Below are 21,784 nucleotides of genomic sequence, written 5' to 3'. Positions count from 1 at the left end.
CTTGAGCGCGTCGTTATAGGCAGGCCAGTTCGTAGTCTTGTAAGTAGGGGATTGGGTCTGCTCATGCACGTCAGCTATCACACTGGATTCCTGAGATGAATCCCCTGCGGGTTTGTGCAGCAAAGCCACGGGGGTGCGCACACCGCATCGGGCCAGCTACCCGATGGCGCAACAGGGGGTCATATTGGGACGCCGATAGGGGGTCAAGTTTGCGTGCCGATTGACAGAAAGTGGTACGTAATGCCGCCTTAGACCGTGTTGACAAAATGGATTCAGATCATGCCCAAAGCCTGATCTGAATCCATTTTGTCAACACGGTCTAGAGAATTGCTACTATCCCTCCGGCCACCGGCAAAAGTACGCCCGTCAGATAGTCGGCGTCTGGCCCGACAAGGAATGAGACGGCGCCGGCGATGTCTTCGGGCCGACCGAGCCGTTTCAAGAGTGTACGCGATGTATAGGCCTCGACCATCTCGCGTGGCGCGTTGTCCATGACCGACGTCTGGATAAGGCCAGGCACCACGGCGTTGACCCGCACCGCCGGCGCCAGTTCCGCGGCGAGGGAACGGGTCAGTGAGGCAACAGCGGCCTTGGCTGCGGCGTATTCCGGCTGGTCACCGTCGCCAGCATAGGTGACCGATGAGACGTTGACGATGGCGCCGCGGCCGTTCTGCGTCATTTCGGGTGCGACCGCGTTGACCATCCAGAACAGCGGCTTGAGGTTGAGCTCGAACGTCCCGTCGAAACGCTCCTCACTCATCCCGATGATCGGCTCGATCAGGGTGCCGCCGCGGATCCCGCCAACGACGTTCACAAGGATGTCGGGGGCGCCCAGGGCGTCTTTGAAGCCGGCGAACGCGTCCTTTACCTCGTCGCACTGACGCGCATCAGTGCGCACGGCGTGTAGCGCCGTGTTCGGGTGGCGTTCGGTGATCGCCTCACACGCGGCAGAAAGTCGGTTGCCGGAAATGTCCATGAGCGCAAGGTTCGCCCCATCTGCGGCAAGGCGCATTGCAATCGCCTGACCCATCGGTCCGCCCGCGCCAGTGACCAGCGCGACGCGACCGGCGAGTGGCTTTTCAAAAGAACTCATGGTGTTACCTCGGTCAGGCGCCCTTCGGTAAGCCAGTCGCGCAGCGTGCGTTTCTGGATTTTCCCGGTGGGACCGTGAGGCATTTCATCGACCGTGAACAAGCGGCGCGGCACCTTGTAAGCGGCAAGGTTCTCGCGGCAGGAGTCGATCAGCGCGGCGGGGTCAAGCGACCGGCCGACGCGTGGAATGAGAACGGCGGCAGGGATCTCTCCCTTTACTTTGTCGGGCACGCCGATCACCGCACATACCCCGACGTCCGGGCGGCTGAACAAGAGGTCTTCCACCTCAATTGGATAGATGTTGAAACCACCGGCAATGATCACGTCCTTCTTGCGATCGACAATGAACAGATAGCCGTCTTCGTCGAGGTAGCCGATGTCGCCGCTCAGCCAGCCCGCTTCGGAAAAGCTCGCGGCGGTCGTCTCTTTGTCGCCCCAGTAGTCAGCGCCCACTATGTCGCCCGAGATGCGCACCTCGCCGGTTTCGCCGACAGGGACGGGCGCACCGTCCTCGTCGAGGATCGTATTGCGCGAATTGCCAAGCGGAACGCCGGCCGAGCCGCGTTTGCGCACGCCGACAAGCGGCTGGGCGGTGGCCCCGCCGGAAACCTCGGTCGCCCCGTAAAGCTCAAGAATGGGCACACCGGTCACCTCTTGGAACCGCGTCAGGATCTCCGGCGAAACGGGGGCGCCGGCCGCGATCGCAAGACGCATCGAGGACAGGTCATGCCGGCTCGGATCGAATTCGCTCAGCATGTAGAGGAACATCGTCGGCGCACCGGCCATAAAGGTCACCCGGTGCCGGGTGATCTCATCGAGTACTTTTTGCGTATCCCAGCGCTCCAACATGACAACGCGTGCGCCATTGTAGATCGCGCCGTTCACCATGACCGTGGCACCGAAGTTGTTGAACACGGGCAACGCACAAAGGAACACTTCGCAGTCCCAGCTAAAGCCCGCGTGAACCGCCATGTCGCGCACCGTCGTGGTGATGCTGCGCTGGGTCTGTACCGCGCCCTTGGTTACGCCCGTGGTGCCGGAAGTGAAGAAAAGCGCTGCCGGATCGTCCGGCCGCAGCGGCAGCGGTGGGCACTCCACGCTCGCCGAGGCAACGGCGGCGTCGAGCGGAACGGCGCCAGCAACGGTGCCGCCGCTGACGAGGATCGTCACCTCATGTGCCGCCGCCTGACAGGCGCGCACCGCCTCGGCTGCCGTTTGCGTATCCACCACCATCACGCGCATCTGCGTCCGCTCCAGAAGCGGACGAACCTCTTGCGCGCGATTCATGCTAGAGATTGGCGCGGCGATGGCGCCGATCTTCTGGCAGGCGAAGTAGCCCGCGCTCAGAAACAAGCAACTCGGCATGTAGAGCCCCACGACGTCGCCCCGACCAATGCCGTACGCCAAGAGTACATTGGCCAGCCGGCCCGAAAGCGCGTCGAATTCTCCGAACGTGGTCTCGCTACTCTCGGTAATCAAAAAGGGCCGATCTCGAAGGAGCGTAGCCGCTGTTTCCAGACAATATGCCAGTGACGTCGCCGTCATTTCCCCCCGCCTTCGAATCTGGGCCGGGCAAGCTTTGGCCCGACACTGTCCTCCCTCAGAAAACAAGGGAATCCTATCTGGCCGGTCATTCTGGCACAAGAATTCTCTAACGTCTGTTCGTTTTTCTCAGGGCCAGCTGACGTTCATCTGAGTTGAATTACGGTTGCCGCGAGCGGGATGAAGGCAGAGAACCCTAGTCATTCCTGCATGATATTACTGTTATCCACTAGTTTTTACTGCATTAATTCTAAGAAGAACTCGATCAGGCGCCGCCATCTGCGGAACTCTTTGTCGCATGTCACGGGAAACGCCGGTTTGATTTCGGAGGGATGACCGGAGTTATACTTGCCTGTGGGACATGATTACGCGCGCCCCGGGCCTGGCCGGGGGCCTCGCCCAAACGACAGGGGGCCCGGTTCGGGCGCCGGGGCGGGAGTGCCCCGATCTGGTGCAATCCGCGCCGGCGGCACCGCCATCAGATCCCAGCCAAACGGATGGCACTGTCAGCCCGCGGACTGCTCTGCCTTCCATTCGCGCGCACCCTGCGTCACGGCGTCATAGACGGCGCGACCTGCCGCCTCGCCGATCTCGGTGTGCAGCCCGGCATGGCGGGCCGTCCCGGGCAGCGCCGCCACCGCCACGCAGTCGGTGCCGGTGCCGGTGGCGCGGCCCGGGGGCAGGTCCAGCCCGATCTCCATCACCGCGGCGGTGCGGGCCTCGACCGCGATGCTCATGACCTCCAGCATCGCGGTTTCGGTCAGCCCGGTCTCCAGCCGCAGGGCCACGTTGATCGTGCCCCATTCCACCCCGCTCCGGTCCAGCCGGTGGCCGATGCGTTCGGCATTGGCCAGCCCCACCGTGGCCACGGCCTTGGCCAGTACCCCGCCCACTTGCACGCGCGCCTCGTGGAACTGCCCGATATTGCGCGAGGTCAGAAAGGTGACGCTGTCTGCCGCCCCCTGCGCCTGCATCTCATCCGCCAGCCAGGCATCGACATCCAGCTCGGGCGGCAGATCGGCGTTGCGCACCTCGCGCCACAGGATGCGGCGCGCCGGCACCAGGCCGGGACGGTGGGGTGCCCAGCTTAGCACCTGCATCTCGCACCCGAGGTCGAAATCCAGCCACGGCCGGCGCAGCGTCACGCGGCTCATTCAATCACCTCGAGCGGCTGGTAGACCGGGCCGCTGTCAGTCTGGGCATACCATGCGGTGATGCCGAACACCTCTGACAGGCGCTCGGGCGTCATCACCTGCGCCGGCGGGCCATCGGCGACCAGGCCGCCGCCCCCCAGCAGGATCAGCCGGGTGCAATGGCGCACCGCCAGCCCCAGATCGTGCATCGACACCAGCACCGAGCGGCCCTGCTCTGCCAGCGCGGCAAAGGTGTGCATGGTGGCGATCTGGTGCGCCGGGTCGAGCCCGGCAATGGGTTCGTCCGCCAGCAACAGCGGCGTATCCTGCGCCAGCGCCCGGGCGATCAGAACGCGTGCCTGCTCGCCCCCCGAAAGATGGGTGGCGGCGCGGTGGCGCAACCCGCACAGATCCATCCGTTCCAGTGCCGCATCGACCCTTTCTCGGTCGGCGGCATCGGGCGCGCCCGTGCGCCCCAGATGTGGCGTGCGCCCCAGCATCACCACGGTTTCCACCGTCACCGGCCAGGCGATCTCTCGCGATTGCGGCAGCCAGGCGACCTGGCGCGCGCGCTGCGCGGGCGTCAGCCCGGCCAGCGAACAGGCCCCCCGATAGGGCAACAGCCCCAACACCGCGCGCATCAGCGTGGTCTTGCCCGCGCCGTTGGGGCCGATCAGGCCGACCAGCTCACCCTCGCCAATGGAAAAGGACACATCGCGCAGGATGTCGCGCCCACGCAGGCACACGCCGAGGTCCGCAACGCTCAGCAGGGTCATATCCGCTCCCTCCGCAGCTTGAGGATCAGGTGCAGGAACAGCGGCGCCCCCACCAGCGCCGTCAGCACCCCCAGCTTGAGGTCGCGTGCAGGCAGGATCACCCGCACCATAATGTCGGCGGCCAGCACCATCGCCGCGCCGCCCAGCCCCGAAGCCCAGAGCAACCGCGAGGGATGCGCGCCCACCAGCGGGCGCAGGATATGCGGGACCACCAGCCCGACAAAGCCGATTGACCCCGCCACCGCCGTGGCCGACCCCACCACCAGCGCGGTGCCCAACACCACAGTCAGCCGCAGCCGGTCGATGCCGATCCCCATCGCGCGGGCCGCATCCTCGCCCAGCGTCAGCGCGTCAAGCCCGCGCCCCAGCCCCGCCAGCAGCGCCCAGCCGGCCAGGGTAAAGGGCAGCGCCAGCCAAAAATGCGTCATCGACCGGTCGGCGAGCGAGCCCATCATCCAGAACACGATTTCGTTCGCGGCATAGGGATTGGGCGACAGGTTCAGCACCAGCGAACTGATCGCCGCCGCCAGCGCCGCTATCGCGATCCCGGCCAGGATCAGCGTCAGCGACGTGCCGCGCGGCCCCGCCAGCGCCACCAGCAGCCCGACCCCGACCAGCGCACCCACGAGCGCCGCCAGCGGCAGCGCCAGCGCGAATGCCGCCGCCGCGCCCGTGTACATCGCCAGGATCGCGCCCAGCGCCGCCGACCCCGACACGCCGATCAGTCCCGGCTCGGCCAGCGGGTTGCGCAGGTACCCCTGCATCGCCGCCCCCGCCAGCCCCAGGCTGGCCCCGATCATCGCCGCCAACAGTGCCCGCGGCAGCCGGATTTCCCGCATCACCAGCGTCACCGGGCCACCATCGTCCCACAGCAGGGCCTTGAGGCTTTCCATAACCCCGATATCTGCCGGCCCGGTCACCAGCGACACCACGAACAGCGCCGCCGTCAGCAGGCACAATATCAGCGTCAGCCGCATTACTGCCCCTGCCCCGTCATCTGTTTCCGCAGCTCGGCCAGTTCCTCGATCGCGCGCAGGATGTGGGGCGTGCCACACACCCAGTCGGTATCTGTCATCGTGGCGCCCTGGCGGTACTGGCGCAGCGCCTCGACCACCGGGTGGGTCAGGATCTCCTCTGACCGGGACGCGCCCGGATAGGCCCGCCCGGTGATCAGCAATTCCGGCTCGGACATCGCCAGCACCTCCAGCGGCATGTTCATCCCGGCGGTATAGCCCCTGGCGGTAGCGGCGTTGACGAACCCCGCCGCCAGCAGCATCTGCCCTGCCAGCGTCTGGTCGCCGGTGGTATAGCCGTTAGCGTAGTATAGCACCGCGCTGGGGCGGCGGGCGACCTCGGCCCGCAGCGCCGCCAGCCTTGCGTCGAACTCGGCCAGCATCGCCTTCGCTTCGGCCTCCCGGTGCAAAACCTCGCCCATCCGGGTGATCGTCTGGCGCACGTCCTGCAGCGATCTGGACGGCTCGAACAGTTCTACCCGCATTCCCAGCCGCCGCAGCATCGAAACGGTGGCGCGCGCGGTATAGGTGCCGGCAAGCACCAGGTCCGGCCGCATCAGATAGACTTCTTCGGCCAGCGCATGGTTGATGACGTAGTTCCGGGCCTCGTCCACCATGGCCGAAGATCCGGGATCGAGCGCCACATCCGACACCGACAAAAGCTGCCGCTCATCGGCCAGCATCATCGCCAGTTGATCGGTGCACAGGTTGATCGACACAACCCGTTCAGGCCGGGGCGTTTCCGCCCCGGCCTGCATCGCTGCCGTGGCCAAGGCCAGGCAGCAGGCGGCTATGAGCCTACCAATTCGCATCAAACCCGACATAGATCGTGCGATCCCGCCCGGCATAGCCCCAGACATCCGAATAACTCTCGTCCAGCAGGTTCTCGACCCGCAGCGTGGCGTCGACCGCATCGGTCACGGCAAAGCGCGCGGACAGATTGACCAGGGTGTAGTCGGGCAGCTTGGCCGGGGTGAAGGGCGGGAAATACCGGTTGTCGGTATTGTCGGCCACATGCCGGATATCCGCCGACACCGAGGCGCGGCCGTCAGAGGTGCGCGCGGTGACGCCCAGGCCCAGCTCGTGCTTGGGGCGGCGCGCCTCGACCGTGCCATTCGGGTTCTTGGCGTCGAGATAGGTATAGGACAGCCGCAGGTCGACCAGGTCGGTCGCGGCAAAGCTGCTTTCGACCTCGACCCCCTCGCGATGGCTGGTGCCAACCTGGTTGGCAAAGGTGAAGGTGCCAGGCCCGGTCGGCACGTCGATGATCTCGTTTTCGAGCCTTTCGTTGAAATAGGTCACGTCGATAAGGCCGCGCCCGTCCATGAACGGCACCTCGACCCCGATGTCATAGCTTTCGTTCTCTTCGGGCCGCAGGTTGGGGTTGCCGGTATAGCCGAACGCGGCGGCAAACAGGTCGAAATAGGTCGGGTTGACCACGCCGGTCCCGGCCGAGGCATGCAGCCGCACGCCGTTGTCAAATGCATAGGAGGCCGCGAGGTTCCAGGTGGTGGCGTCAGAGAAAACGCTGTTGTCCTCGAACCGCACACCGGCCTGCACGTCCAGCCCGTTGGCGAAACTGCCCCGATATTCCAGCGCGATCGCGTCCGAGTCGCGCTTGTAAAGCAGGTTGGTGCTGCTGCTGTCCTGCTCGTGCTCCAGCAGCAGGTTGATCAGGTGCGCGGCCGATGCGGCCGCACCGTCCAGCCCCACCCCCAGGCGGTATTTGTAGGCCTCGGTCCGGGTCTTGACCGGCGCGCCGCCATTGTAGCGGTCTTCGTTCTCGGTCAGCTCATAGGTCAGGCGATGCACCGCGCGGCCATCGAACATCTCGTGCTCGGCAAAGGTGCTGAAGGTCGTCTCGTCGCGCGATGCGAACTGGGTGGGATCGTCGAAGATATAGGTCGCCGCGTCCACCGCCACCCAACTGGTCGAATCGAATTCGTAATGTTCGTCCGATCGGCGCAGGTTGAAGCCCAGCGTCACGCTGTCGCCCAGCCGGATGTCGCCCTTGAGGATTGCGGTAACGCGGTCGGTCCGATCCCGTTCGCCATTGTCGCCCGAGAAATCCCAGCCGGCATCATGGTTGTCGGAAAGGCTGAACGACAGCCCCCCGCGCGCACCTCTGACCGAGGCAAAGGCCGACGAGGTGTTGCTGCCGTGGGTGCCCGCCTCGAAGGATGCGCCGTATTCGGTGCCCTCCTTGCCGGTGCGGGTGATGATGTTGATCACCCCCGCCGATGCGTTGGAGCCGTAATAGACCGATTGCGGCCCGCGCAGCACCTCGATCCGCTCGATATTGGCGGTGTCGAGACCGCTGAGGATATACTGGCCGTCGCCGCCCGCGGCCTCGACCCCGTCGATCAGGATCAGCGTGTGGTTGGCCTCGGCCCCGCGGATGCGGACCTCGGTATAGTTGCCGCCCGAGCTGCTGATTGCCAGCCCCGGCACCGTGCGCAGCGCGTCCTGCACCGTGGCGATGCCGCGCTCCTTGATCTCTTCGCCGGTCATCACCGTGACCGAACGGCCGTAACCGGCGGCCTCGACCGGGCTCAGCCCGCCCGAGACGATGATCGGGTCCAGCTCGATGGCCTCTTCGGCCACGGCTGTCTGTGTGAAAATGGTCGTAACGCCGGCAATTGCCGCCAAGATCGAGTGTTTCATGTTCCCATCCCTCCGTTCGCGCCTTGGCGCGAAAGACTTGTTGTCTGCCTGCGGAGGAAGGACCTTCGCAGACGGTGAAGATGTCACCACAACGGAAGGTCCGTTGCCCGAGATGCCCCTAGCATCCGGACAGGGTGATCACTTCGGCAGGTCTCCTGACTTGCGGGTCGTCGCGTTGCCGGGTCTTCCCACCATGACGGGCATGGCAGTGACTTTGGTCCGACTTCGCTCGCCGCATACAGTTGCGGGGGCAGTCTCGGAATTGGCGCCTCAGAGGCGCCGCACCGTGTTCCCTATTATCCGGACGGCGAACCGCCCGGGCCGAAGCAAGGTCGTCCTAGCTTAGTTTTCGGATGTGTGAAAGGCAAAATGCGACACGGTGCGGATGCACCCCGCCAGCCCAGGCGGCCGGCGGGGGCGCGCGCCCTGTCAGCCGCGCACCGACTGCGCGCGCGGATAGCGGCACAGGAACCGCACCCGCAGGATCAGCACCCAGACCACGACCGCCACAACCTGGTGCGCGATCGCCAGCTGCCACGGCGCGGCATAAAGCACCGTCGTGATCCCCAGCACCACCTGCGCGATGATCGCGACAAAAACCACCGAAAAGGCCGCGCGCGTGCGCTCATGCGCGCTGCGCCGTCCCCGCAGCCAGAACATCACCGCATAGAGCAGCACCAGGTAGCCCACGATCCGGTGGATGAACTGCACGAAGCCCGGGTTTTCGAACAGGTTGCGCCAGCCCAGGTCGGGCATCCAGAAATCCACCGGCAGAAAACCCCCTGCCATCAGCGGCCAGTCGGTAAAGGTGCGGCCCGCGTCTATCCCGGCGACCAGCGCGCCGATGAGGATCTGCAGGAATACAAGGTGCAGCATCCCCGTGGCCATCCCGAAAAGCGGGCGTTCCTGCATGCGGCGCGCCTGCATCAGGTCGCGTTCCTCGCGCCCCAGCGTAAAGACATACCACGCGATGAACCCGAGGATGACAAAGGCCAACCCCAGATGCGTGGCCAGCCGATAGGACGCCACCGCCGTCATCTGCCCGCCTAGGCCAGAGGCCACCATCCACCAGCCGATAGCCCCCTGTGCACCGCCCAGCGCACCGACCAGCAGCAGCCGCCCCGACCAGCCCGGCGGCATCTTGCGCAGCGCCAGAAAGCCGAAAAACCCCAGCGCCCAGACCAGACCTATCGCCCGGCCCAGCTGGCGGTGGCCCCATTCCCACCAGTAGATCGACTTGAACTCGCCCAGGGTCATGCCCTTGTTGACCAGCTCGTACTGCGGAATGGTGCGGTACTTGGCGAATTCCTCCTGCCAGTCGGCCTCGTTCATCGGCGGCAGTGCGCCGGTGACCGGACGCCATTCGGTGATCGACAGCCCGCTATCGGTCAGCCGCGTCAGCCCGCCGACGGCGATCATCACCATCACCATGGCGAAAAGCACCACCAGCCAGACCCGCACCGCGCCGCGCGCCCCGCGCCGGCCGCTGTCGATCATGCCGCCCTGCGGCTGGCTGGGCACTGTTGCGCCCTCGCCCACCTCTTCGAACACGCTGCGCTTGCCGCTCATGCCTTGCCCTCCGCTCTGCCGTGGCGCAGGTTAGTGCGCCCGCCTGCCCCCTTCAACCTTAGCCGTCGCGCTGCTTCCAGCGGACCATCTGCCGCAGCACCCCGTGCAGCATGCGCACATCCGCCTGCGTCAGCGGCATACGGCTCCACATGTTGCGCAGGTTGGTGCGCATGCTCTCGGCCTTGGTCTCGGGGAAAAAGAACCCGGCCTCCTGCATCTGCGCCTCGTAGTGATCCGCCAGCCTCTCAACCTCCTGGTGCGATGCCCAATCGGCCCGGGCCATGTCGGTGCGCTCGGCCACCACATCAGCCGTGGCCCTGCGCCATTCATAGGCCAGCAGCAGCACGCATTGCGCCAGGTTGAGACTGGCGAAATCCGGGTTTACCGGCACGGTGACGACGGCGTTGGCGCAGGCCACGTCGGCGTTTTCCAGCCCCGCCCGTTCGGGGCCGAACAGCACCGCCACCCGTTCGCCGGCGGCGACCCGCCTTGCGGTTTCGGCCATCGCGCGCTCGGGCGAAAAGACCGGCTTGGTCAGGCCGCGCATCCGCGCGGTGGTGGCGATGACGAAATGACAGTCCGCAACCGCGCCGGCCAGGTCATCCGCCAGCAGCGCCTCGTCCAGCAGCCGGCCGGCACCGCTGGCCATTGCAACCGCCTGCGGGTTGGGCCATCCGTCACGCGGCGCCACCAACCGCATCCGGTCGAGCCCGAAATTCAGCATCGCGCGCGCCGCCGCACCGATGTTCTCGCCCATCTGCGGGCGCACCAGCACAAAGGCGGGCTGAGGGGTCTCGTAAGGCATTCGCCTGCTCCCGTTCGGATCGCCGCCTCTTACCCCCCGCCCCGGCGGCTGAAAACCCCGCTGCTTCTTTCTGGTCGAAAATACCCATGCGCGCGCCGGTGGACATGGCCGCGCTTTCCTCGGTATTAGGGGCGGCACATCCGCGCCAAGGAGCCCAGAAATGGCCCAGCCAGAGCAGCCCCAGATCTATCTGCTGACCCCGCCCGAAATTTCGCCGGGCAGCTTTCCCGACGCGCTGGCGCGGGTGCTGGACGCGCACGAGGTCGCGTGCCTGCGCCTGGCGCTTTCGACCCGCGACGAGGACACCCTGTCGCGCGCCGCCGACGCCTGCCGCGAGGTGGCCCATGCCCGCGACATCGCGGTGGTGATCGACACCCACATGGTCCTGGCCGAGCGGCTGGGTCTAGACGGCGTACACCTGACTGACGGCGCGCGCAGCGTCCGCGCCGCGCGCAAGGCGCTGGGGCCCGACGCGGTGGTCGGCGCCTTCTGCGGCACGTCGCGCCACCAGGGCATGACAGCGGGCGAGGCCGGCGTCGACTACATCTCTTTCGGCCCGGTGGGGGACACCGCCCTTGGCGACGGCACGCGCGCCGAACGCGACCTGTTCGAATGGTGGTCGCAGATGATCGAACTGCCGGTGGTGGCCGAGGGCACACTGGACGAGGCGCTGATCCGCGATCTGGCCCCGGTGACCGACTTCTTTGCCATCGGCACCGAGATCTGGAACACCGACGACCCGGCGGCGGCGCTGGGGCGGCTGGCCGCCGCGATGCGCTGAGGCATCAGCCGGCAAGCTGGCGTTCAGGCGGCATGCCGGCGCGCACGGCCTCCTCCAGCTGCCGCGCCAGCGCCTTGCGGCCGTCAAAATCCGCCACGCGGACGGCGGGATGATAGACCAGCCGCACCGCGCCGTTGCGCCGGGCCGACAGCACCTGCAACAGGTGTGGCCCCAGGTCCATGTCGCCCCACCAGCCGTAAAAGCGCGGGTCCTGGCCCGGCGGGGCCTCGTAGACGACAGTCACCGGCTGGATATGGGTCCTGTCACGCAGGCTGTCGCTGAAAAACGCCTCGAAAAGTGTTGATTTGAATGGCAAAACCCGCATTCCGTCGGTCGATGTACCCTCGGGAAAGAACAACAGCTTGTGCCCCGCCGACAGGCGTTCCTCGAATATCCGGCGCTGGGTGTGCGCCTGCCGGGGATCGCGCGCAATGAAAACCGTCCCGACCAGCCGCGCCAGGAACCCGATGACGGGCCAGCGCGCGACCTCGGCCTTGGAGACGAAATAGACCCGCTTGCGGGCGTTGAGCGCCGAAATATCCAACCACGAGGCATGGTTGGCCACCACCGCACCGGGCTGTTTCATCTGCTCGCCCACCACCTCGTGGCGCATGCCCAGCACGGTGAACAACAGCCGGCTGGCCGCCTGGGTGACATAGGGGGTCCAGGGCCGGGCCGCGCCGAAAAGCGGCCGTTCCACCAATCGCAGCAGCATCACGACCACGGCCCCCAAACCATAGATCGCCGCCAGCGCACCGCCCCGCAGAACCACTCGCGCCCAGCCCGCCGGCGTGACTCTGGGCGGGGGCATCTTCTGCTCTGGTGACCAGGTAAAGTTCACCCCGCAAGGCCCTTGGTATAAATGTTTTTCTGCGTCTTGCTCAGGCGTTCCGTATCCATGACAAGGCAGATGTCGGTGGTGTTGAAGGCGTGGTCGACAAAGGCCCCGTCGCCGACGAAACCACCCAGCCGCAGATAGGCCTTGATCAGGGCTGGCACCTGCAGCATCGCGGCGCGGCGGTCGATCTCGGCATCGGGCAGCAGGTTCAGTGCCTGGTAATGCCCCGGCAGCGCCCGTACGCGCAGTTCCTCCGGCGCCAGGTGACGGTGATGCAGCAGCGACAGCGGTTGCGCCAGCGCCTGCGGGTCGGTGCCATGAAAGCTGGCCACCCCGAACAAGATTTCTATTTCGTTTTCAACGATATAGCGCGCCAGCCCCTGCCACATATGATACATCGCCGCGCCGCCGCGATACTCCGGCGCAAGGCAGGACCGGCCCAACTCCATCAGCCGTCGGCCGGACCGCTTGAGCACGCCCAGGTCGTATTCGTCCTCGGAATAGAACTGGCCGGCGCGCGCGGCCTGATCGTCGCGCAGCACCCGGTAGACGCCGACCACGACGCCATCCCTTTCGGCATCGGTCAGGATCAGGTGATCAAAAAAGGGGTCGAAACGATCGCGTTCCAGCCGCGCGTCGTGATCGACCATCGGCCCGTCGCCGCCCAGTTCGGCCACGAACACCTCGTAACGCAGCCGTTGCGCGGCACGCAAATCAGTCGGGCATTCCACCCGTCTGACGCTGAAGCGCTCGGCACCGGCCGTCATCGCAAGCCCCTTCTCATTCCCCTGGCCTGCGGTCTTAAGCCGCACGGTTCAGGATGGCAACGCCGGCCCGCGCGGGATGACTGACAACCCGGGGTTGTGTTAATCCTTCATTAACCAAAATCATGATTCAGTCACCGGAATCAACCCGATACGAGAGCCATCAATCACCACCTTGCCCGCCTCCTGGAAATTGACCGTGATCTTGCCGCCGATATTCGATTGCACCTGCCCCGTGCCCCAATCGGGCTGGCCCGGATGGCGCACCAGCATCCCGGGTTCGAGAAATTCGTTGAGGTCGGTCATGGCCGCTGCGTCCCCGAAAGAGGTTTCACTTGCCCCATCCTAACGACAGGATCGCCGCGCTGATAGGCGCGCGCATATGCCACGACCTGATCAGCCCCGTGGGCGCTATCGGCAACGGTCTGGAACTGCTGGAATTGTCGGGCCAGGCCGCGACGCCCGAATTGTCGCTGGTCGCCGCCAGCGCGGCCGACGCATCGGCCCGTATCCGGCTGTTTCGGCTGGCCTTTGGCGATGCCGGCACGGGCCAGCCCGTCACCGGGCACGAGGTCGTCGAGATCCTTTCGGCGGTTCATGGCACCGGCCGCATTTCGGTGGAATGGCAGCCCCCGGGCGATTCCCCCCGAACCGCGGTCGAGGCGGTGCTGCTGGCCCTGCTTTGCGCCGAAACCGCCCTGGCAGGCAGCGGGCGCATCACCGTCACCTGCACGGACGGGCGCTGGCGCGTTCATGCCGCGGCGGATCGTCTCAGCCCCGATCCGGCGCTGTGGAACATGCTTGACGGTGCGGCCCCGCCGGACCGGATCGCACCGGCGGCGGTGCAGTTCCTGCTGCTGCCGGGCGCCTGCGCTGTTGCGAACATGAACCTTGCCGTTCAGCATGCTGAAAACGAACTGGAAATCCGGCTCTAGCCCCGGGTCGTGCCGTCGCCCTCGACCAGGTATTTGAAGCTGGTCAACTGCTCGACCCCGACCGGGCCGCGCGCATGCAGTTTGCCGGTGGCGATGCCGATCTCGGCCCCCATTCCGAATTCGCCCCCATCGGCAAACTGGGTCGAGGCGTTGCGCATCAGGATGGCGCTGTCGAGTTCGGCAAAGAACCGCGCCGCGGCCTCGTCATCCTCGGTGATGATGCAGTCGGTATGCTGGGAATGATACTTGCGGATATGAGCGATGGCGTCGTCAATGTCGTCAACCAGCCGGGCGGCGATGATACTGTCGAGGTATTCACGCCCCCAGTCGCCCTCTTCCGCCGCGCTGGTGCCGGGGATGGCCTGCAGTTCGGCATCGGCGCGCACCTCGACCCCGGCGTCGATCAGCGCCCGGATCAGGCCCTGCCCGATGGTGTCGGCGACCGAGCGGTGGATCAGCAGGCATTCGGCGGCGCCGCAGATGCCCGGGCGCCGGGTCTTGGCATTCATAACCACGCGCAGCGCCTTTTCGGGGTCGGCGGCGGCGTCGACATAGATGTGCACGATCCCCTCGAGATGGGCAAAGACCGGCACCCGCGCTTCGGCCTGAACCAGCCCGACAAGCCCCTTGCCGCCGCGCGGCACGATCACGTCGATGGTGTCGGTCATGGTCAGCATCTCGCGCACCGCCGCGCGGTCGCGCGTGGGCACCAGTTGAATCGCATCTTCAGGCAGGCCGGCGGCGCGCAACCCCTCGACCAGGCAGGCATGGATTGCGGCCGAGGAAAGATAGCTTTCCGAACCGCCGCGCAGGATCACCGCGTTGCCCGATTTCAGGCACAGCGCACCGGCGTCGGCGGTGACGTTGGGGCGGCTTTCATAGATCACGCCGATGACGCCCAGCGGCGTGCGCACGCGGCGGATATGCAGGCCCGAGGGCATATCCCATTCCGCCATCACGGCACCGACCGGGTCATCCTGCGCGGCGACGGCACGCAGCCCCTCGACGATGCCGCGAATGCGCGTCTCGCTCAGGCTCAGGCGGTCGATCATCGCGTCGGACAGCCCCTTGTCGCGGCCAAAGGCGAGGTCTTTCTCGTTGGCCTCGATGATGTCTTCCCGGCGCGCCCATACGGCGTCGGCGGCGGCCTCGAGCGCGTGGCGCTTGGTCTCGGCGCTGGCGGTGGCAAGCGTGGCGGCGGCGGCCCGTGCGCGGGCGCCGATATCGGCCATCAGGGCGGGAATGTTATCGATGTCCTTCATCGAAGGCTCCTTTCGGGAAAGGCGGGCGCAGGCGATACCAGATTATCACGATGCATGTTCAGAACGCCATATCGTCGCGGTGGATGAGCGGCCCGCGCGGCGGGTATCCCAGCACCGACTCTATCTCATCGGTTCGCAACCCCTTGATCCGCTCGGCATCCGTCGCGTCATAGCGGGTCAGCCCGTGACCCAGAACATGCCCGTCGGGTCCGGCCACCTCGACCGGATCGCCACGGCGGAAACTGCCCGAAACCGCACTCACCCCGGCGGGTAGCAGGCTCTTGCCGTGCTCCAGCGCTGCAACCGCGCCGGCGTCGACATTCACCCGGCCCCTGGGCTTCATCGCGGCAATCCACGCCTTGCGCTTTTGCTGCGGGTCGCCTTGCGCCAGAAACCACGTCGCCGGCGCGCCGTTTGCCAGCTTTTCCAGCGGGTTGAGGGCCATTCCCAATGTGATCGCCATGTCGCAGCCGGCGGCGGTGGCAGTGCGTGCGGCCATCAGCTTGGTCTTCATGCCGCCCTTTGACAGCCCCGATCCGGCGTCGCCCGCCATCGCCTCGATCTCGGGCGTGATACGTTCGATGATGTCGAAACGCCTGGCATCCGGGTCCTGCGCGGGGTTGCCGGAATAGAACCCGTCGACATCGCTGAGCAGGATCAGCCGGTCGGCACCAGCCGTCACCGCCACCTGCGCCGCAAGGCGGTCATTGTCGCCATAGCGGATCTCGTCGGTGGCGATGGTGTCGTTTTCATTGACGATGGGCACGACACCAAGGGCGACAAGCTGTTCCAGCGTCGCGCGGGAATTGAGATAGCGCCGCCTGTCGGCGCTGTCCTCAAGCGTCACCAGCACCTGCGCCGCGCGCAGCCCATGCGCCCTGAGCGCCTGCTCATAGGCGTGGGCCAGCTGGATCTGCCCCACCGCCGCAGCCGCCTGGCTTTGTTCCAGCGTCAGCTCATGCCCCGGCAGGCCAAGCGCCGCGCGCCCCAGCGCGATGGACCCCGACGACACCAGAATAACATCCGCCCCGCGCGCCCGCAGCCCGGCCACATCCGCCGCCAGCGCCGCCAGCCATTCGGCCCGCAAGGCGCCGGTCGCGCGATCGACCAGCAGCGCTGAACCGATCTTGACGACGATGCGCCGTGCCTCGTTCAGGGACGCCACGGTTCCGCCTCGTTACTCTCGGCCGCCTGCGACGCGCGGTGCTGGTCGATGCACGCCCTGAGCGCGCGCAGCACCTCGGGCACGCCCTCACCCGAAACCCCCGACATCAGCATCACCGGCGTACCGGCCGCTGCTTCCAGTTCTTCGCGCAGGAAGGTGCGTTCTTCGTCGTCGAGCGCGTCGATCTTGTTCAGCACGGTCACCCGCGGCTTTTGCGCCAGCACCCCGCCATAAGCCTCCAACTCGCCGATGATGGTCTGGTAATCCTCGATCAACGTGCCGGATGTGCCATCAATCAGGTGCAGCAGCACCGAACAGCGTTCGACATGACCCAGGAATGTGTCGCCCAGCCCCCTGCCCTCATGCGCGCCCTCGATCAGGCCGGGAATGTCGGCAACGACGAATTCCCTGCCATCCACCCCCACGACGCCCAGGTTGGGATGCAGCGTGGTAAAGGGATAATCAGCGACCTTGGGCCGCGCGTTCGATGTGGCGGCCAGAAAGGTGGACTTGCCCGCATTGGGCAGCCCGACCAGACCGACATCGGCAATCAGCTTGAGCCGCAGCCGTATCGTGCGCTCGACCGCTTCCTGCCCCGGATTGGCCCGGCGCGGGGCCTGGTTGGTGGCGGACTTGAAATGCAGGTTGCCCCAGCCACCATTGCCGCCGCGCGCCAGCAGCACGCGTTCGCCCGGCACGGTCATGTCCGCGATCAGGGTTTCGCCATCCTCTTCCAGTATCTCGGTACCCACCGGCACCCGCAGCACGATATCCTCGCCGCTGCGCCCGGTGCGCTGGCTGCCCATGCCCGGGCGGCCGTTCTCGGCAAAGAAGTGCTGCTGGTAGCGAAAGTCGATGAGCGTGTTCAGCCCCTCGACCGTCTCGGCCCAGACCGAGCCCCCGTTGCCGCCGTCACCGCCATCAGGGCCGCCGAATTCGATGTATTTTTCGCGGCGAAAGCTGACGCAGCCCGCCCCGCCGGCGCCAGACCGGATATAGACCTTGGCGAGATCGAGGAATTTCATGCGCTTTCCTTACGCCAGTGGTCGAAACGCCTCAATCCTCAATCGAGATTGCGGCTGTAGGTCCATGTGGGAACCGTGGCGCCACGCGCCACGGAAAATGCCTCGGCATCGCCGAGATAGCGAAAACCGCATTTGGTCAGCACGCGGGCCGATGCGGCGTTGTCCTGAAACACGGTGGCAAAGACGGTGTTGCAGCCGCGCGGGTTCGCGGTGACCAGCGCGGCAACCGCGTCTGATGCGACCTGCCCGTTCCAGAACGCCGGCGCCACCCAGAAACCAACCTCGCCCTGCTCGCGGTCGAGTTGCTTGAGCGAGATCACCCCCATCAGCTCGGCCCCGCCGGCGGCGGTGGCATCCATCGCCCAGACGTCGTCGTCCCGATCAGGGGCGCAGGCACGGGTAATGAATGCCTCGGCCGCACCCGGCGGATAGGGGTGCGGGATCGACGAGGTCATGCGCGCCACCCGTTCATCGCCTGCATAAAGGCTGATCAGCCCGGTATCGGACACGCGCAGCGGGCGCAGCACGAAACGCTCGGCCTCGATCACCGGCTGGTTGACGACAACATCCATCTTCATCTGCCTCTCTCCCCTGCGGTTACCGGGGACTGCCCCGGCATCTCCTGTCCTCCCGACATCATGTCGGGCGCCTCCCCCGCGCCCGCAAGACCCCGTAACAGAAAAGGGACCGGCGATTTCGCCGATCCCCCTGATGTTTCAAGAACCTCTTAAGGTCGGCTTACTCGGCGGCCTCCGCCATCGGCATGACCGATACAAAAGTGCGGCCCTTGAGGCCCTTGCGGAAGGTCACGGCGCCTTCGGTCACGGCAAAGAGGGTGTGATCCTTGCCCTGGCCCACGCCATCGCCCGGCCAGAACTTGTTACCGCGCTGACGCACGATGATGTTGCCGGGGATCACGGACTCGCCGCCATATTTCTTGACGCCAAGGCGCCGGCCGGCTGAGTCGCGGCCGTTGCGCGAGGAACCGCCTGCTTTCTTGTGTGCCATTTCGTCTCTCCTGTCTCGCCGGACTACTTAGCCATTTCTTTGGCTTGTTCAATCCATTCGGGTTTGACCTTGACCGCCTCGAACGTGTCCGCGTCCAGCTTGGCCAGTTGGGCATAGGTGGTCACGCCGGCCTCGTTGAGCTTTTTCTCAGCCGCCGGACCGATGCCGGTGATGAGCTTCAGATCGTCGGCGGAAACGGTTGCTTCGGCCTTCTTGGGCTCTGCCTTCTTCGGTGCGGCCTTTTCGGCGGCGGCCTTCTTGGGGGCCTCGGCCTTGGCCGGCTTCGCAGCTTTCGGCGCCGCGACCGAACCAGCGCCCAGCGCTGCCTTGACGCCCGTCTTGTCGGCGCCATTTTCCAGGATCTCGGTCACGCGCAACAGCGTCAGTTGCTGGCGGTGGCCCTTGGTCCGCTTGGAGGAATGCTTGCGCCGGCGGCGCACGAAGTGGATGACCTTGTCACCCTTGATCTGATCGACGATCTCGGCCTGCACGGCGGCGCCATCGACGAACGGCGCTCCGATCACAGGGGTGTCGCCGCCCAGCATCAGAATCTCGTTGAACTGAACCTTTTCGCCGGCATCCGCAGCAAGTTTTTCAACCGTCAGCGTGTCGCCGGGTTGAACCTTGTACTGCTTGCCACCGGTCTTGAGGACCGCAAACATGCCAAATCTTCCTTGTTCTCCCGCATCCTGTGGCCCCCGGAATGGGTGTTTTGGGGTCAATGCCCCGCCTCGGACAGCGCGCCCCGGTCAGGGCGTAATGATACCATCCCCGCGCAGGGCCTTGCCCCGCCGGGAAATGCGCTTATCGGGGCAAAGCGTGGGCAAGTCAAGGGGGCAAACGGCGCGCTTTCGGCGTCACAATTCCTGCCCGCGCATGTGCTGGGCCAGGGCCCGGCCGACCAGATAGGACAGCTCTTCATAAAGCTGGTCATAGCTGGCGAACAGCGCCGAATTCAGCGCCCGCCCCTCGGGCGAGCGCCACAGCGCGACGTAGCGGTCAAGGTCGTCGCCCGCAAGCGGGCTGTAGGCGGTCAGCAGGTAGCCGCCCAGCCATATCCGGCTGTCTTGCCGCACGGTTTCCGCCTGCGACCAGACATCGCGCAGCATCTCGTCCTCGCCCAGATCCCAGGCACCGCCATCGGCCAGCCCGCGATAGAGCATGAGGTTGGAATTGAGTATTCCGCTGACATTGCGCTCTACCAGGTCGCTGTCGGCGATCAGGGCGTCGATCCGGGCGGCGATATCCGCCCCCTCCTGCACCAGTTCGCCATAGCGGTCCTTGGCCACCTCCTCGATCTCGGGGTCGAGAAAGGCCTCGCGCGCGGAAAGTTCCAGTGCGACCACCCGCTCGCCGAGCGGCGTGTCGAAAAACGCCAGCAAGGGCGCCAGGTCGATACCCTGCAATTCGCGCACCAGGCTGGTTTCGACGATGTCCTGCATGCGCGCGGTGTCGTAAAGCCGGTCAATGCGCGCCTGCCAGCCCTTCTGATCCAGGTCCGGCATCATCTCGCGCCCCAGATCGGCGCCATAAACCAGCCCCTCGCGCCGCATGATCGCAATCGTATCGGCCACCCGCAGCACGGTCATCAGCCGCTCTGCCTGCGGCGCGCGCTGGGCCGTGGCGGGCGGCACAAGCGCCAGCATCACGGCCAGAAACGCCAGCATGGAAACAAGGGCAAGGGGGCGAACCGGCACGGCGATTTCCTTTCATTCGTGGGCCTGAACCCGAGTCTAGGGGCTTTCTTGCGCCAAACAATGCAAAAGCCTCTTGTCTCGATCAGAAAAGGCCATTACACGCGGCCTCCAGACCCCGCGGAGAGGTGCCGGAGTGGTCGAACGGGGCGGTCTCGAAAACCGTTGATCCTTCACGGGATCCCAGGGTTCGAATCCCTGTCTCTCCGCCACTTACCCTTGAGAAACCGTTCTCCCGATCCGGCTGCGGCCGGATTTTTCCGTTGTTTTTGAGGGTTATGCGGGTGGGGCTATTCACCTGCCTCGCGGTCGACCGGGCAGGACGCGGTCTCTGATGGCCGGTACTCTCCCATTCCATGAACTTCCGACCGGTAATCCCCCGGGTAATCCCCTCCATGCGGCCGATGAAAACGTCGTCAAGCATCCGCCGCAGGTATCTCTGTTGCGCAGATAGGTGCGCGAGTTTGGATCAAGCGGCCCAGGCGCTTTCCCTGGCAAAGGCCAATTGAAACCTGATCCTTGGGAAAGAGGCCGAACGCACCGGTCTTGTCACGATGGCGGCGCCGGACGAGGTGCTGACGACCGCGATCGAGACTGCGACCGAACTGGCAAACGGGGCCACCGACGCGATCTCCTGGACGAATTATGCTATGAACACCTGGCTGCGTTCGGCCGGGCCGACTTTCGACACCTCGACAGCACATGCGATGCTGGGTATTTCCGGTCCCGAAATGCGCGAAGGGGGCGCCGCGTATCGCTAACAACGTGTGCCGGATTTCCGCAACACCAAGGCTGGAGGAGAGAGTGATGGAACTGGGACTGACGGACAAGGTGGTACTGGTCACCGGCGCGACCGGCGCAATCGGCAGCGAGATCGCCGACCGTTTCGCCGCCGAGGGCGCCAAGCTCGTCCTCACGGCCCGTGACGCAACAAAGCTCGCCGCGCTAGCCGAAGACCTCAAGCACCGTCACGGTGCGCAAAGTCGCACGATTTCCGCGGACCTTGCCACGAAAGAGGGCTTTGCCTCGGTGACCGAAAACGCGGGGCACATCGACATTCTCGTGAACAATGCTGGCGCCATCCCGGCTGGAAACCTGTTCGACATCTCGATGGAGACCTGGCGAGCGGGGTGGGAGCTGAAGGTCTTTGGCTACATAGCCCTGACAAAGCACTTTCTGAAAACGATGTCCGCTTCGGGCGGCGGGGTTATCGTGAACAGTATCGGCAGCGCCGGGGAAAGCCCGGATTTCGACTATATCTGCGGCTCGACCGGCAATGCGGCGCTCATGGCCTTTACCCGCGCGGTCGGTGGAAAAAGCCTCGACATGGGCGTTCGCGTGATCGGCGTCAATCCCGGCGCGGTCGAGACCGAAAGACTGCGCAACCTGCTCAAGACCCGCGCGACCGAAACATACGGCGACGAGGCAGAATACCGTCGCTTCTTTGACCGTTACCCGTCCGGCCGGCCCGCAAAGGCGACCGAGGTGGCCGACCTGATCGTTTTCGTCGCCTCGGAAAGGAGTGCCTATCTGTCAGGTACGATCCTGACCGTGGATGGCGGCATGGCCTCGCGCAGTTCGCTTTGAAAGAGACTGCAATAGACACGGTATCAACACCGCTTGGGGGCGGCGCCGGCACCCCCCAGCGTATCCTCGCCGATGCGCTCGACGAGAGCGGCAGAAGGAGGCGCCGCACCCGCCTCGTGAGATTCGCACCC

General features: G+C 65.7%; 23 protein-coding genes, 1 tRNA gene and 1 riboswitch. Of the genes, 5 read left to right on the top strand and 19 right to left on the bottom strand.

All coding sequences use genetic code 11. The annotated features are described in order from the left end of the window. Nucleotides 1-319: 319 nt before the first annotated feature. The 9 genes from DL899_RS14725 to DL899_RS14685 all read right to left on the bottom strand — a co-directional run bounded on the left by DL899_RS14725 (nucleotide 320) and on the right by DL899_RS14685 (nucleotide 10,594). The gene (locus DL899_RS14725) at nucleotides 320-1,093 is read right to left on the bottom strand and encodes an SDR family NAD(P)-dependent oxidoreductase (protein WP_111735121.1); all 774 of its coding nucleotides are present in this window, start codon (nucleotides 1,091-1,093) and stop codon (nucleotides 320-322) included. Next, nucleotides 1,090-2,637: a class I adenylate-forming enzyme family protein gene (locus DL899_RS14720; protein ID WP_111735120.1), complete on the bottom strand. Its 1,548-nt coding sequence runs from the start codon at nucleotides 2,635-2,637 to the stop codon at nucleotides 1,090-1,092. Before DL899_RS14720 ends, DL899_RS14725 begins: the two co-directional genes overlap by 4 nt. A gap of 503 nt (nucleotides 2,638-3,140) precedes the next feature. Continuing rightward, a complete protein-coding gene (locus tag DL899_RS14715; protein WP_111735119.1) occupies nucleotides 3,141-3,788 on the bottom strand; it encodes an adenosylcobinamide amidohydrolase in 648 nt (215 codons plus the stop codon). Then, the gene (locus DL899_RS14710; RefSeq protein ID WP_111735118.1) at nucleotides 3,785-4,543 is read right to left on the bottom strand and encodes an ABC transporter ATP-binding protein; all 759 of its coding nucleotides are present in this window, start codon (nucleotides 4,541-4,543) and stop codon (nucleotides 3,785-3,787) included. Before DL899_RS14710 ends, DL899_RS14715 begins: the two co-directional genes overlap by 4 nt. Beyond that, complete coding sequence (locus DL899_RS14705; protein WP_111735117.1) at nucleotides 4,540-5,520, bottom strand: FecCD family ABC transporter permease; 981 nt, start codon at nucleotides 5,518-5,520, stop codon at nucleotides 4,540-4,542. The genes DL899_RS14710 and DL899_RS14705 overlap by 4 nt, the downstream gene beginning before the upstream one ends. After that, on the bottom strand, nucleotides 5,520-6,329 hold the full coding sequence (locus DL899_RS14700) for an ABC transporter substrate-binding protein (RefSeq protein ID WP_239494717.1): 810 nt from the start codon (nucleotides 6,327-6,329) through the stop codon (nucleotides 5,520-5,522). The genes DL899_RS14705 and DL899_RS14700 overlap by 1 nt, the downstream gene beginning before the upstream one ends. A 25-nt stretch (nucleotides 6,330-6,354) precedes the next feature. Beyond that, the gene (locus DL899_RS14695) at nucleotides 6,355-8,220 is read right to left on the bottom strand and encodes a TonB-dependent receptor plug domain-containing protein (protein WP_111735115.1); all 1,866 of its coding nucleotides are present in this window, start codon (nucleotides 8,218-8,220) and stop codon (nucleotides 6,355-6,357) included. Nucleotides 8,221-8,348: 128 nt separating this feature from the next. Then, nucleotides 8,349-8,561: riboswitch (cobalamin riboswitch) on the bottom strand. 88 nt (nucleotides 8,562-8,649) lie between these two features. After that, complete coding sequence (gene ctaA / locus DL899_RS14690; protein WP_111735114.1) at nucleotides 8,650-9,789, bottom strand: heme A synthase; 1,140 nt, start codon at nucleotides 9,787-9,789, stop codon at nucleotides 8,650-8,652. A 58-nt stretch (nucleotides 9,790-9,847) separates the two neighbouring features. Continuing rightward, the gene (locus tag DL899_RS14685) at nucleotides 9,848-10,594 is read right to left on the bottom strand and encodes an RNA methyltransferase (RefSeq protein WP_111735113.1); all 747 of its coding nucleotides are present in this window, start codon (nucleotides 10,592-10,594) and stop codon (nucleotides 9,848-9,850) included. Between the two features lie 160 nt (nucleotides 10,595-10,754). On the opposite strand from DL899_RS14685, the gene DL899_RS14680 reads away from it, so the two are divergent. Next, on the top strand, nucleotides 10,755-11,375 hold the full coding sequence (locus DL899_RS14680; RefSeq protein ID WP_111735112.1) for a thiamine phosphate synthase: 621 nt from the start codon (nucleotides 10,755-10,757) through the stop codon (nucleotides 11,373-11,375). 4 nt (nucleotides 11,376-11,379) lie between these two features. On the opposite strand, the gene olsA is transcribed toward DL899_RS14680, so the two are convergent. The 3 genes from olsA to DL899_RS14665 form a co-directional block, all read right to left on the bottom strand. Continuing rightward, nucleotides 11,380-12,216, bottom strand: coding sequence for a lyso-ornithine lipid O-acyltransferase (olsA, locus tag DL899_RS14675; protein ID WP_476705489.1), 837 nt, complete (start codon nucleotides 12,214-12,216; stop codon nucleotides 11,380-11,382). Continuing rightward, nucleotides 12,213-12,980: an L-ornithine N(alpha)-acyltransferase gene (gene olsB / locus DL899_RS14670; RefSeq protein ID WP_111735110.1), complete on the bottom strand. Its 768-nt coding sequence runs from the start codon at nucleotides 12,978-12,980 to the stop codon at nucleotides 12,213-12,215. Before olsB ends, olsA begins: the two co-directional genes overlap by 4 nt. Before the next feature lie 120 nt (nucleotides 12,981-13,100). Continuing rightward, entirely contained in the window at nucleotides 13,101-13,283 is a 183-nt protein-coding gene (locus DL899_RS14665; RefSeq protein ID WP_111735109.1) for a DUF3553 domain-containing protein, read from the bottom strand. Between the two features lie 29 nt (nucleotides 13,284-13,312). Between DL899_RS14665 and DL899_RS14660 the strand changes: the two genes are divergently transcribed. Next, nucleotides 13,313-13,912, top strand: a complete 600-nt coding sequence (locus tag DL899_RS14660; protein WP_162685597.1) for a histidine phosphotransferase family protein — start codon at nucleotides 13,313-13,315, stop codon at nucleotides 13,910-13,912. Here DL899_RS14660 and DL899_RS14655 read toward each other — a convergent pair. From DL899_RS14655 to DL899_RS14625, 7 genes are all read right to left on the bottom strand, one after another. Beyond that, the gene (locus tag DL899_RS14655; RefSeq protein ID WP_111735107.1) at nucleotides 13,909-15,174 is read right to left on the bottom strand and encodes a glutamate-5-semialdehyde dehydrogenase; all 1,266 of its coding nucleotides are present in this window, start codon (nucleotides 15,172-15,174) and stop codon (nucleotides 13,909-13,911) included. The two genes, DL899_RS14660 and DL899_RS14655, sit on opposite strands and share 4 nt — an antisense overlap. A gap of 58 nt (nucleotides 15,175-15,232) precedes the next feature. Beyond that, nucleotides 15,233-16,339, bottom strand: a complete 1,107-nt coding sequence (proB, locus tag DL899_RS14650; RefSeq protein WP_111735106.1) for a glutamate 5-kinase — start codon at nucleotides 16,337-16,339, stop codon at nucleotides 15,233-15,235. Further along, a complete protein-coding gene (gene obgE, locus DL899_RS14645) occupies nucleotides 16,327-17,364 on the bottom strand; it encodes a GTPase ObgE (protein WP_111735105.1) in 1,038 nt (345 codons plus the stop codon). Before obgE ends, proB begins: the two co-directional genes overlap by 13 nt. Nucleotides 17,365-17,402: 38 nt before the next feature. Next, entirely contained in the window at nucleotides 17,403-17,942 is a 540-nt protein-coding gene (locus DL899_RS14640) for a GNAT family N-acetyltransferase (RefSeq protein ID WP_111735104.1), read from the bottom strand. Between the two features lie 160 nt (nucleotides 17,943-18,102). Beyond that, nucleotides 18,103-18,372, bottom strand: a complete 270-nt coding sequence (rpmA, locus tag DL899_RS14635; protein WP_111735103.1) for a 50S ribosomal protein L27 — start codon at nucleotides 18,370-18,372, stop codon at nucleotides 18,103-18,105. 23 nt (nucleotides 18,373-18,395) lie between these two features. Then, nucleotides 18,396-19,034, bottom strand: a complete 639-nt coding sequence (locus DL899_RS14630) for a 50S ribosomal protein L21 (RefSeq protein WP_111735102.1) — start codon at nucleotides 19,032-19,034, stop codon at nucleotides 18,396-18,398. 195 nt (nucleotides 19,035-19,229) lie between these two features. Then, complete coding sequence (locus DL899_RS14625; protein WP_162685596.1) at nucleotides 19,230-20,069, bottom strand: DUF2059 domain-containing protein; 840 nt, start codon at nucleotides 20,067-20,069, stop codon at nucleotides 19,230-19,232. Between the two features lie 119 nt (nucleotides 20,070-20,188). Here DL899_RS14625 and DL899_RS14620 point away from each other — a divergent pair. From DL899_RS14620 to DL899_RS14610, 3 genes are all read left to right on the top strand, one after another. Further along, nucleotides 20,189-20,278: transfer RNA gene (locus DL899_RS14620), tRNA-Ser, on the top strand. Nucleotides 20,279-20,620: 342 nt separating this feature from the next. Next, the gene (locus tag DL899_RS14615) at nucleotides 20,621-20,827 is read left to right on the top strand and encodes a Clp protease/crotonase-like domain-containing protein (protein ID WP_111735100.1); all 207 of its coding nucleotides are present in this window, start codon (nucleotides 20,621-20,623) and stop codon (nucleotides 20,825-20,827) included. Nucleotides 20,828-20,873: 46 nt separating this feature from the next. Beyond that, nucleotides 20,874-21,653: a short-chain dehydrogenase/reductase gene (locus DL899_RS14610; protein WP_111735099.1), complete on the top strand. Its 780-nt coding sequence runs from the start codon at nucleotides 20,874-20,876 to the stop codon at nucleotides 21,651-21,653. Nucleotides 21,654-21,784: the final 131 nt, after the last annotated feature.

The sequence above is a fragment of the Roseovarius amoyensis genome, from assembly GCF_003260265.1.
GTDB classification, from domain to species: Bacteria; Pseudomonadota; Alphaproteobacteria; order Rhodobacterales; family Rhodobacteraceae; genus Roseovarius; species Roseovarius amoyensis.
The sequence above is the reverse complement of the archived record's forward strand: the minus strand, read 5'-3'. Positions and strand labels throughout refer to the sequence as shown.

What these genes read in the sequence shown, in the direction of transcription:
- DL899_RS14725 (WP_111735121.1), bottom strand. Translation starts at nt 1,093, where the DNA reads ATGAGTTCTTTTGAAAAGCCACTCGCCGGTCGCGTCGCGCTGGTCACT.
- DL899_RS14720 (WP_111735120.1), bottom strand. Translation starts at nt 2,637, where the DNA reads ATGACGGCGACGTCACTGGCATATTGTCTGGAAACAGCGGCTACGCTC.
- DL899_RS14715 (WP_111735119.1), bottom strand. Translation starts at nt 3,788, where the DNA reads ATGAGCCGCGTGACGCTGCGCCGGCCGTGGCTGGATTTCGACCTCGGG.
- DL899_RS14710 (WP_111735118.1), bottom strand. Translation starts at nt 4,543, where the DNA reads ATGACCCTGCTGAGCGTTGCGGACCTCGGCGTGTGCCTGCGTGGGCGC.
- DL899_RS14705 (WP_111735117.1), bottom strand. Translation starts at nt 5,520, where the DNA reads ATGCGGCTGACGCTGATATTGTGCCTGCTGACGGCGGCGCTGTTCGTG.
- DL899_RS14695 (WP_111735115.1), bottom strand. Translation starts at nt 8,220, where the DNA reads ATGAAACACTCGATCTTGGCGGCAATTGCCGGCGTTACGACCATTTTC.
- ctaA (WP_111735114.1), bottom strand. Translation starts at nt 9,789, where the DNA reads ATGAGCGGCAAGCGCAGCGTGTTCGAAGAGGTGGGCGAGGGCGCAACA.
- DL899_RS14685 (WP_111735113.1), bottom strand. Translation starts at nt 10,594, where the DNA reads ATGCCTTACGAGACCCCTCAGCCCGCCTTTGTGCTGGTGCGCCCGCAG.
- DL899_RS14680 (WP_111735112.1), top strand. Translation starts at nt 10,755, where the DNA reads ATGGCCCAGCCAGAGCAGCCCCAGATCTATCTGCTGACCCCGCCCGAA.
- olsB (WP_111735110.1), bottom strand. Translation starts at nt 12,980, where the DNA reads ATGACGGCCGGTGCCGAGCGCTTCAGCGTCAGACGGGTGGAATGCCCG.
- DL899_RS14665 (WP_111735109.1), bottom strand. Translation starts at nt 13,283, where the DNA reads ATGACCGACCTCAACGAATTTCTCGAACCCGGGATGCTGGTGCGCCAT.
- DL899_RS14655 (WP_111735107.1), bottom strand. Translation starts at nt 15,174, where the DNA reads ATGAAGGACATCGATAACATTCCCGCCCTGATGGCCGATATCGGCGCC.
- obgE (WP_111735105.1), bottom strand. Translation starts at nt 17,364, where the DNA reads ATGAAATTCCTCGATCTCGCCAAGGTCTATATCCGGTCTGGCGCCGGC.
- DL899_RS14640 (WP_111735104.1), bottom strand. Translation starts at nt 17,942, where the DNA reads ATGAAGATGGATGTTGTCGTCAACCAGCCGGTGATCGAGGCCGAGCGT.
- rpmA (WP_111735103.1), bottom strand. Translation starts at nt 18,372, where the DNA reads ATGGCACACAAGAAAGCAGGCGGTTCCTCGCGCAACGGCCGCGACTCA.
- DL899_RS14630 (WP_111735102.1), bottom strand. Translation starts at nt 19,034, where the DNA reads ATGTTTGCGGTCCTCAAGACCGGTGGCAAGCAGTACAAGGTTCAACCC.
- DL899_RS14615 (WP_111735100.1), top strand. Translation starts at nt 20,621, where the DNA reads ATGGCGGCGCCGGACGAGGTGCTGACGACCGCGATCGAGACTGCGACC.
- DL899_RS14610 (WP_111735099.1), top strand. Translation starts at nt 20,874, where the DNA reads ATGGAACTGGGACTGACGGACAAGGTGGTACTGGTCACCGGCGCGACC.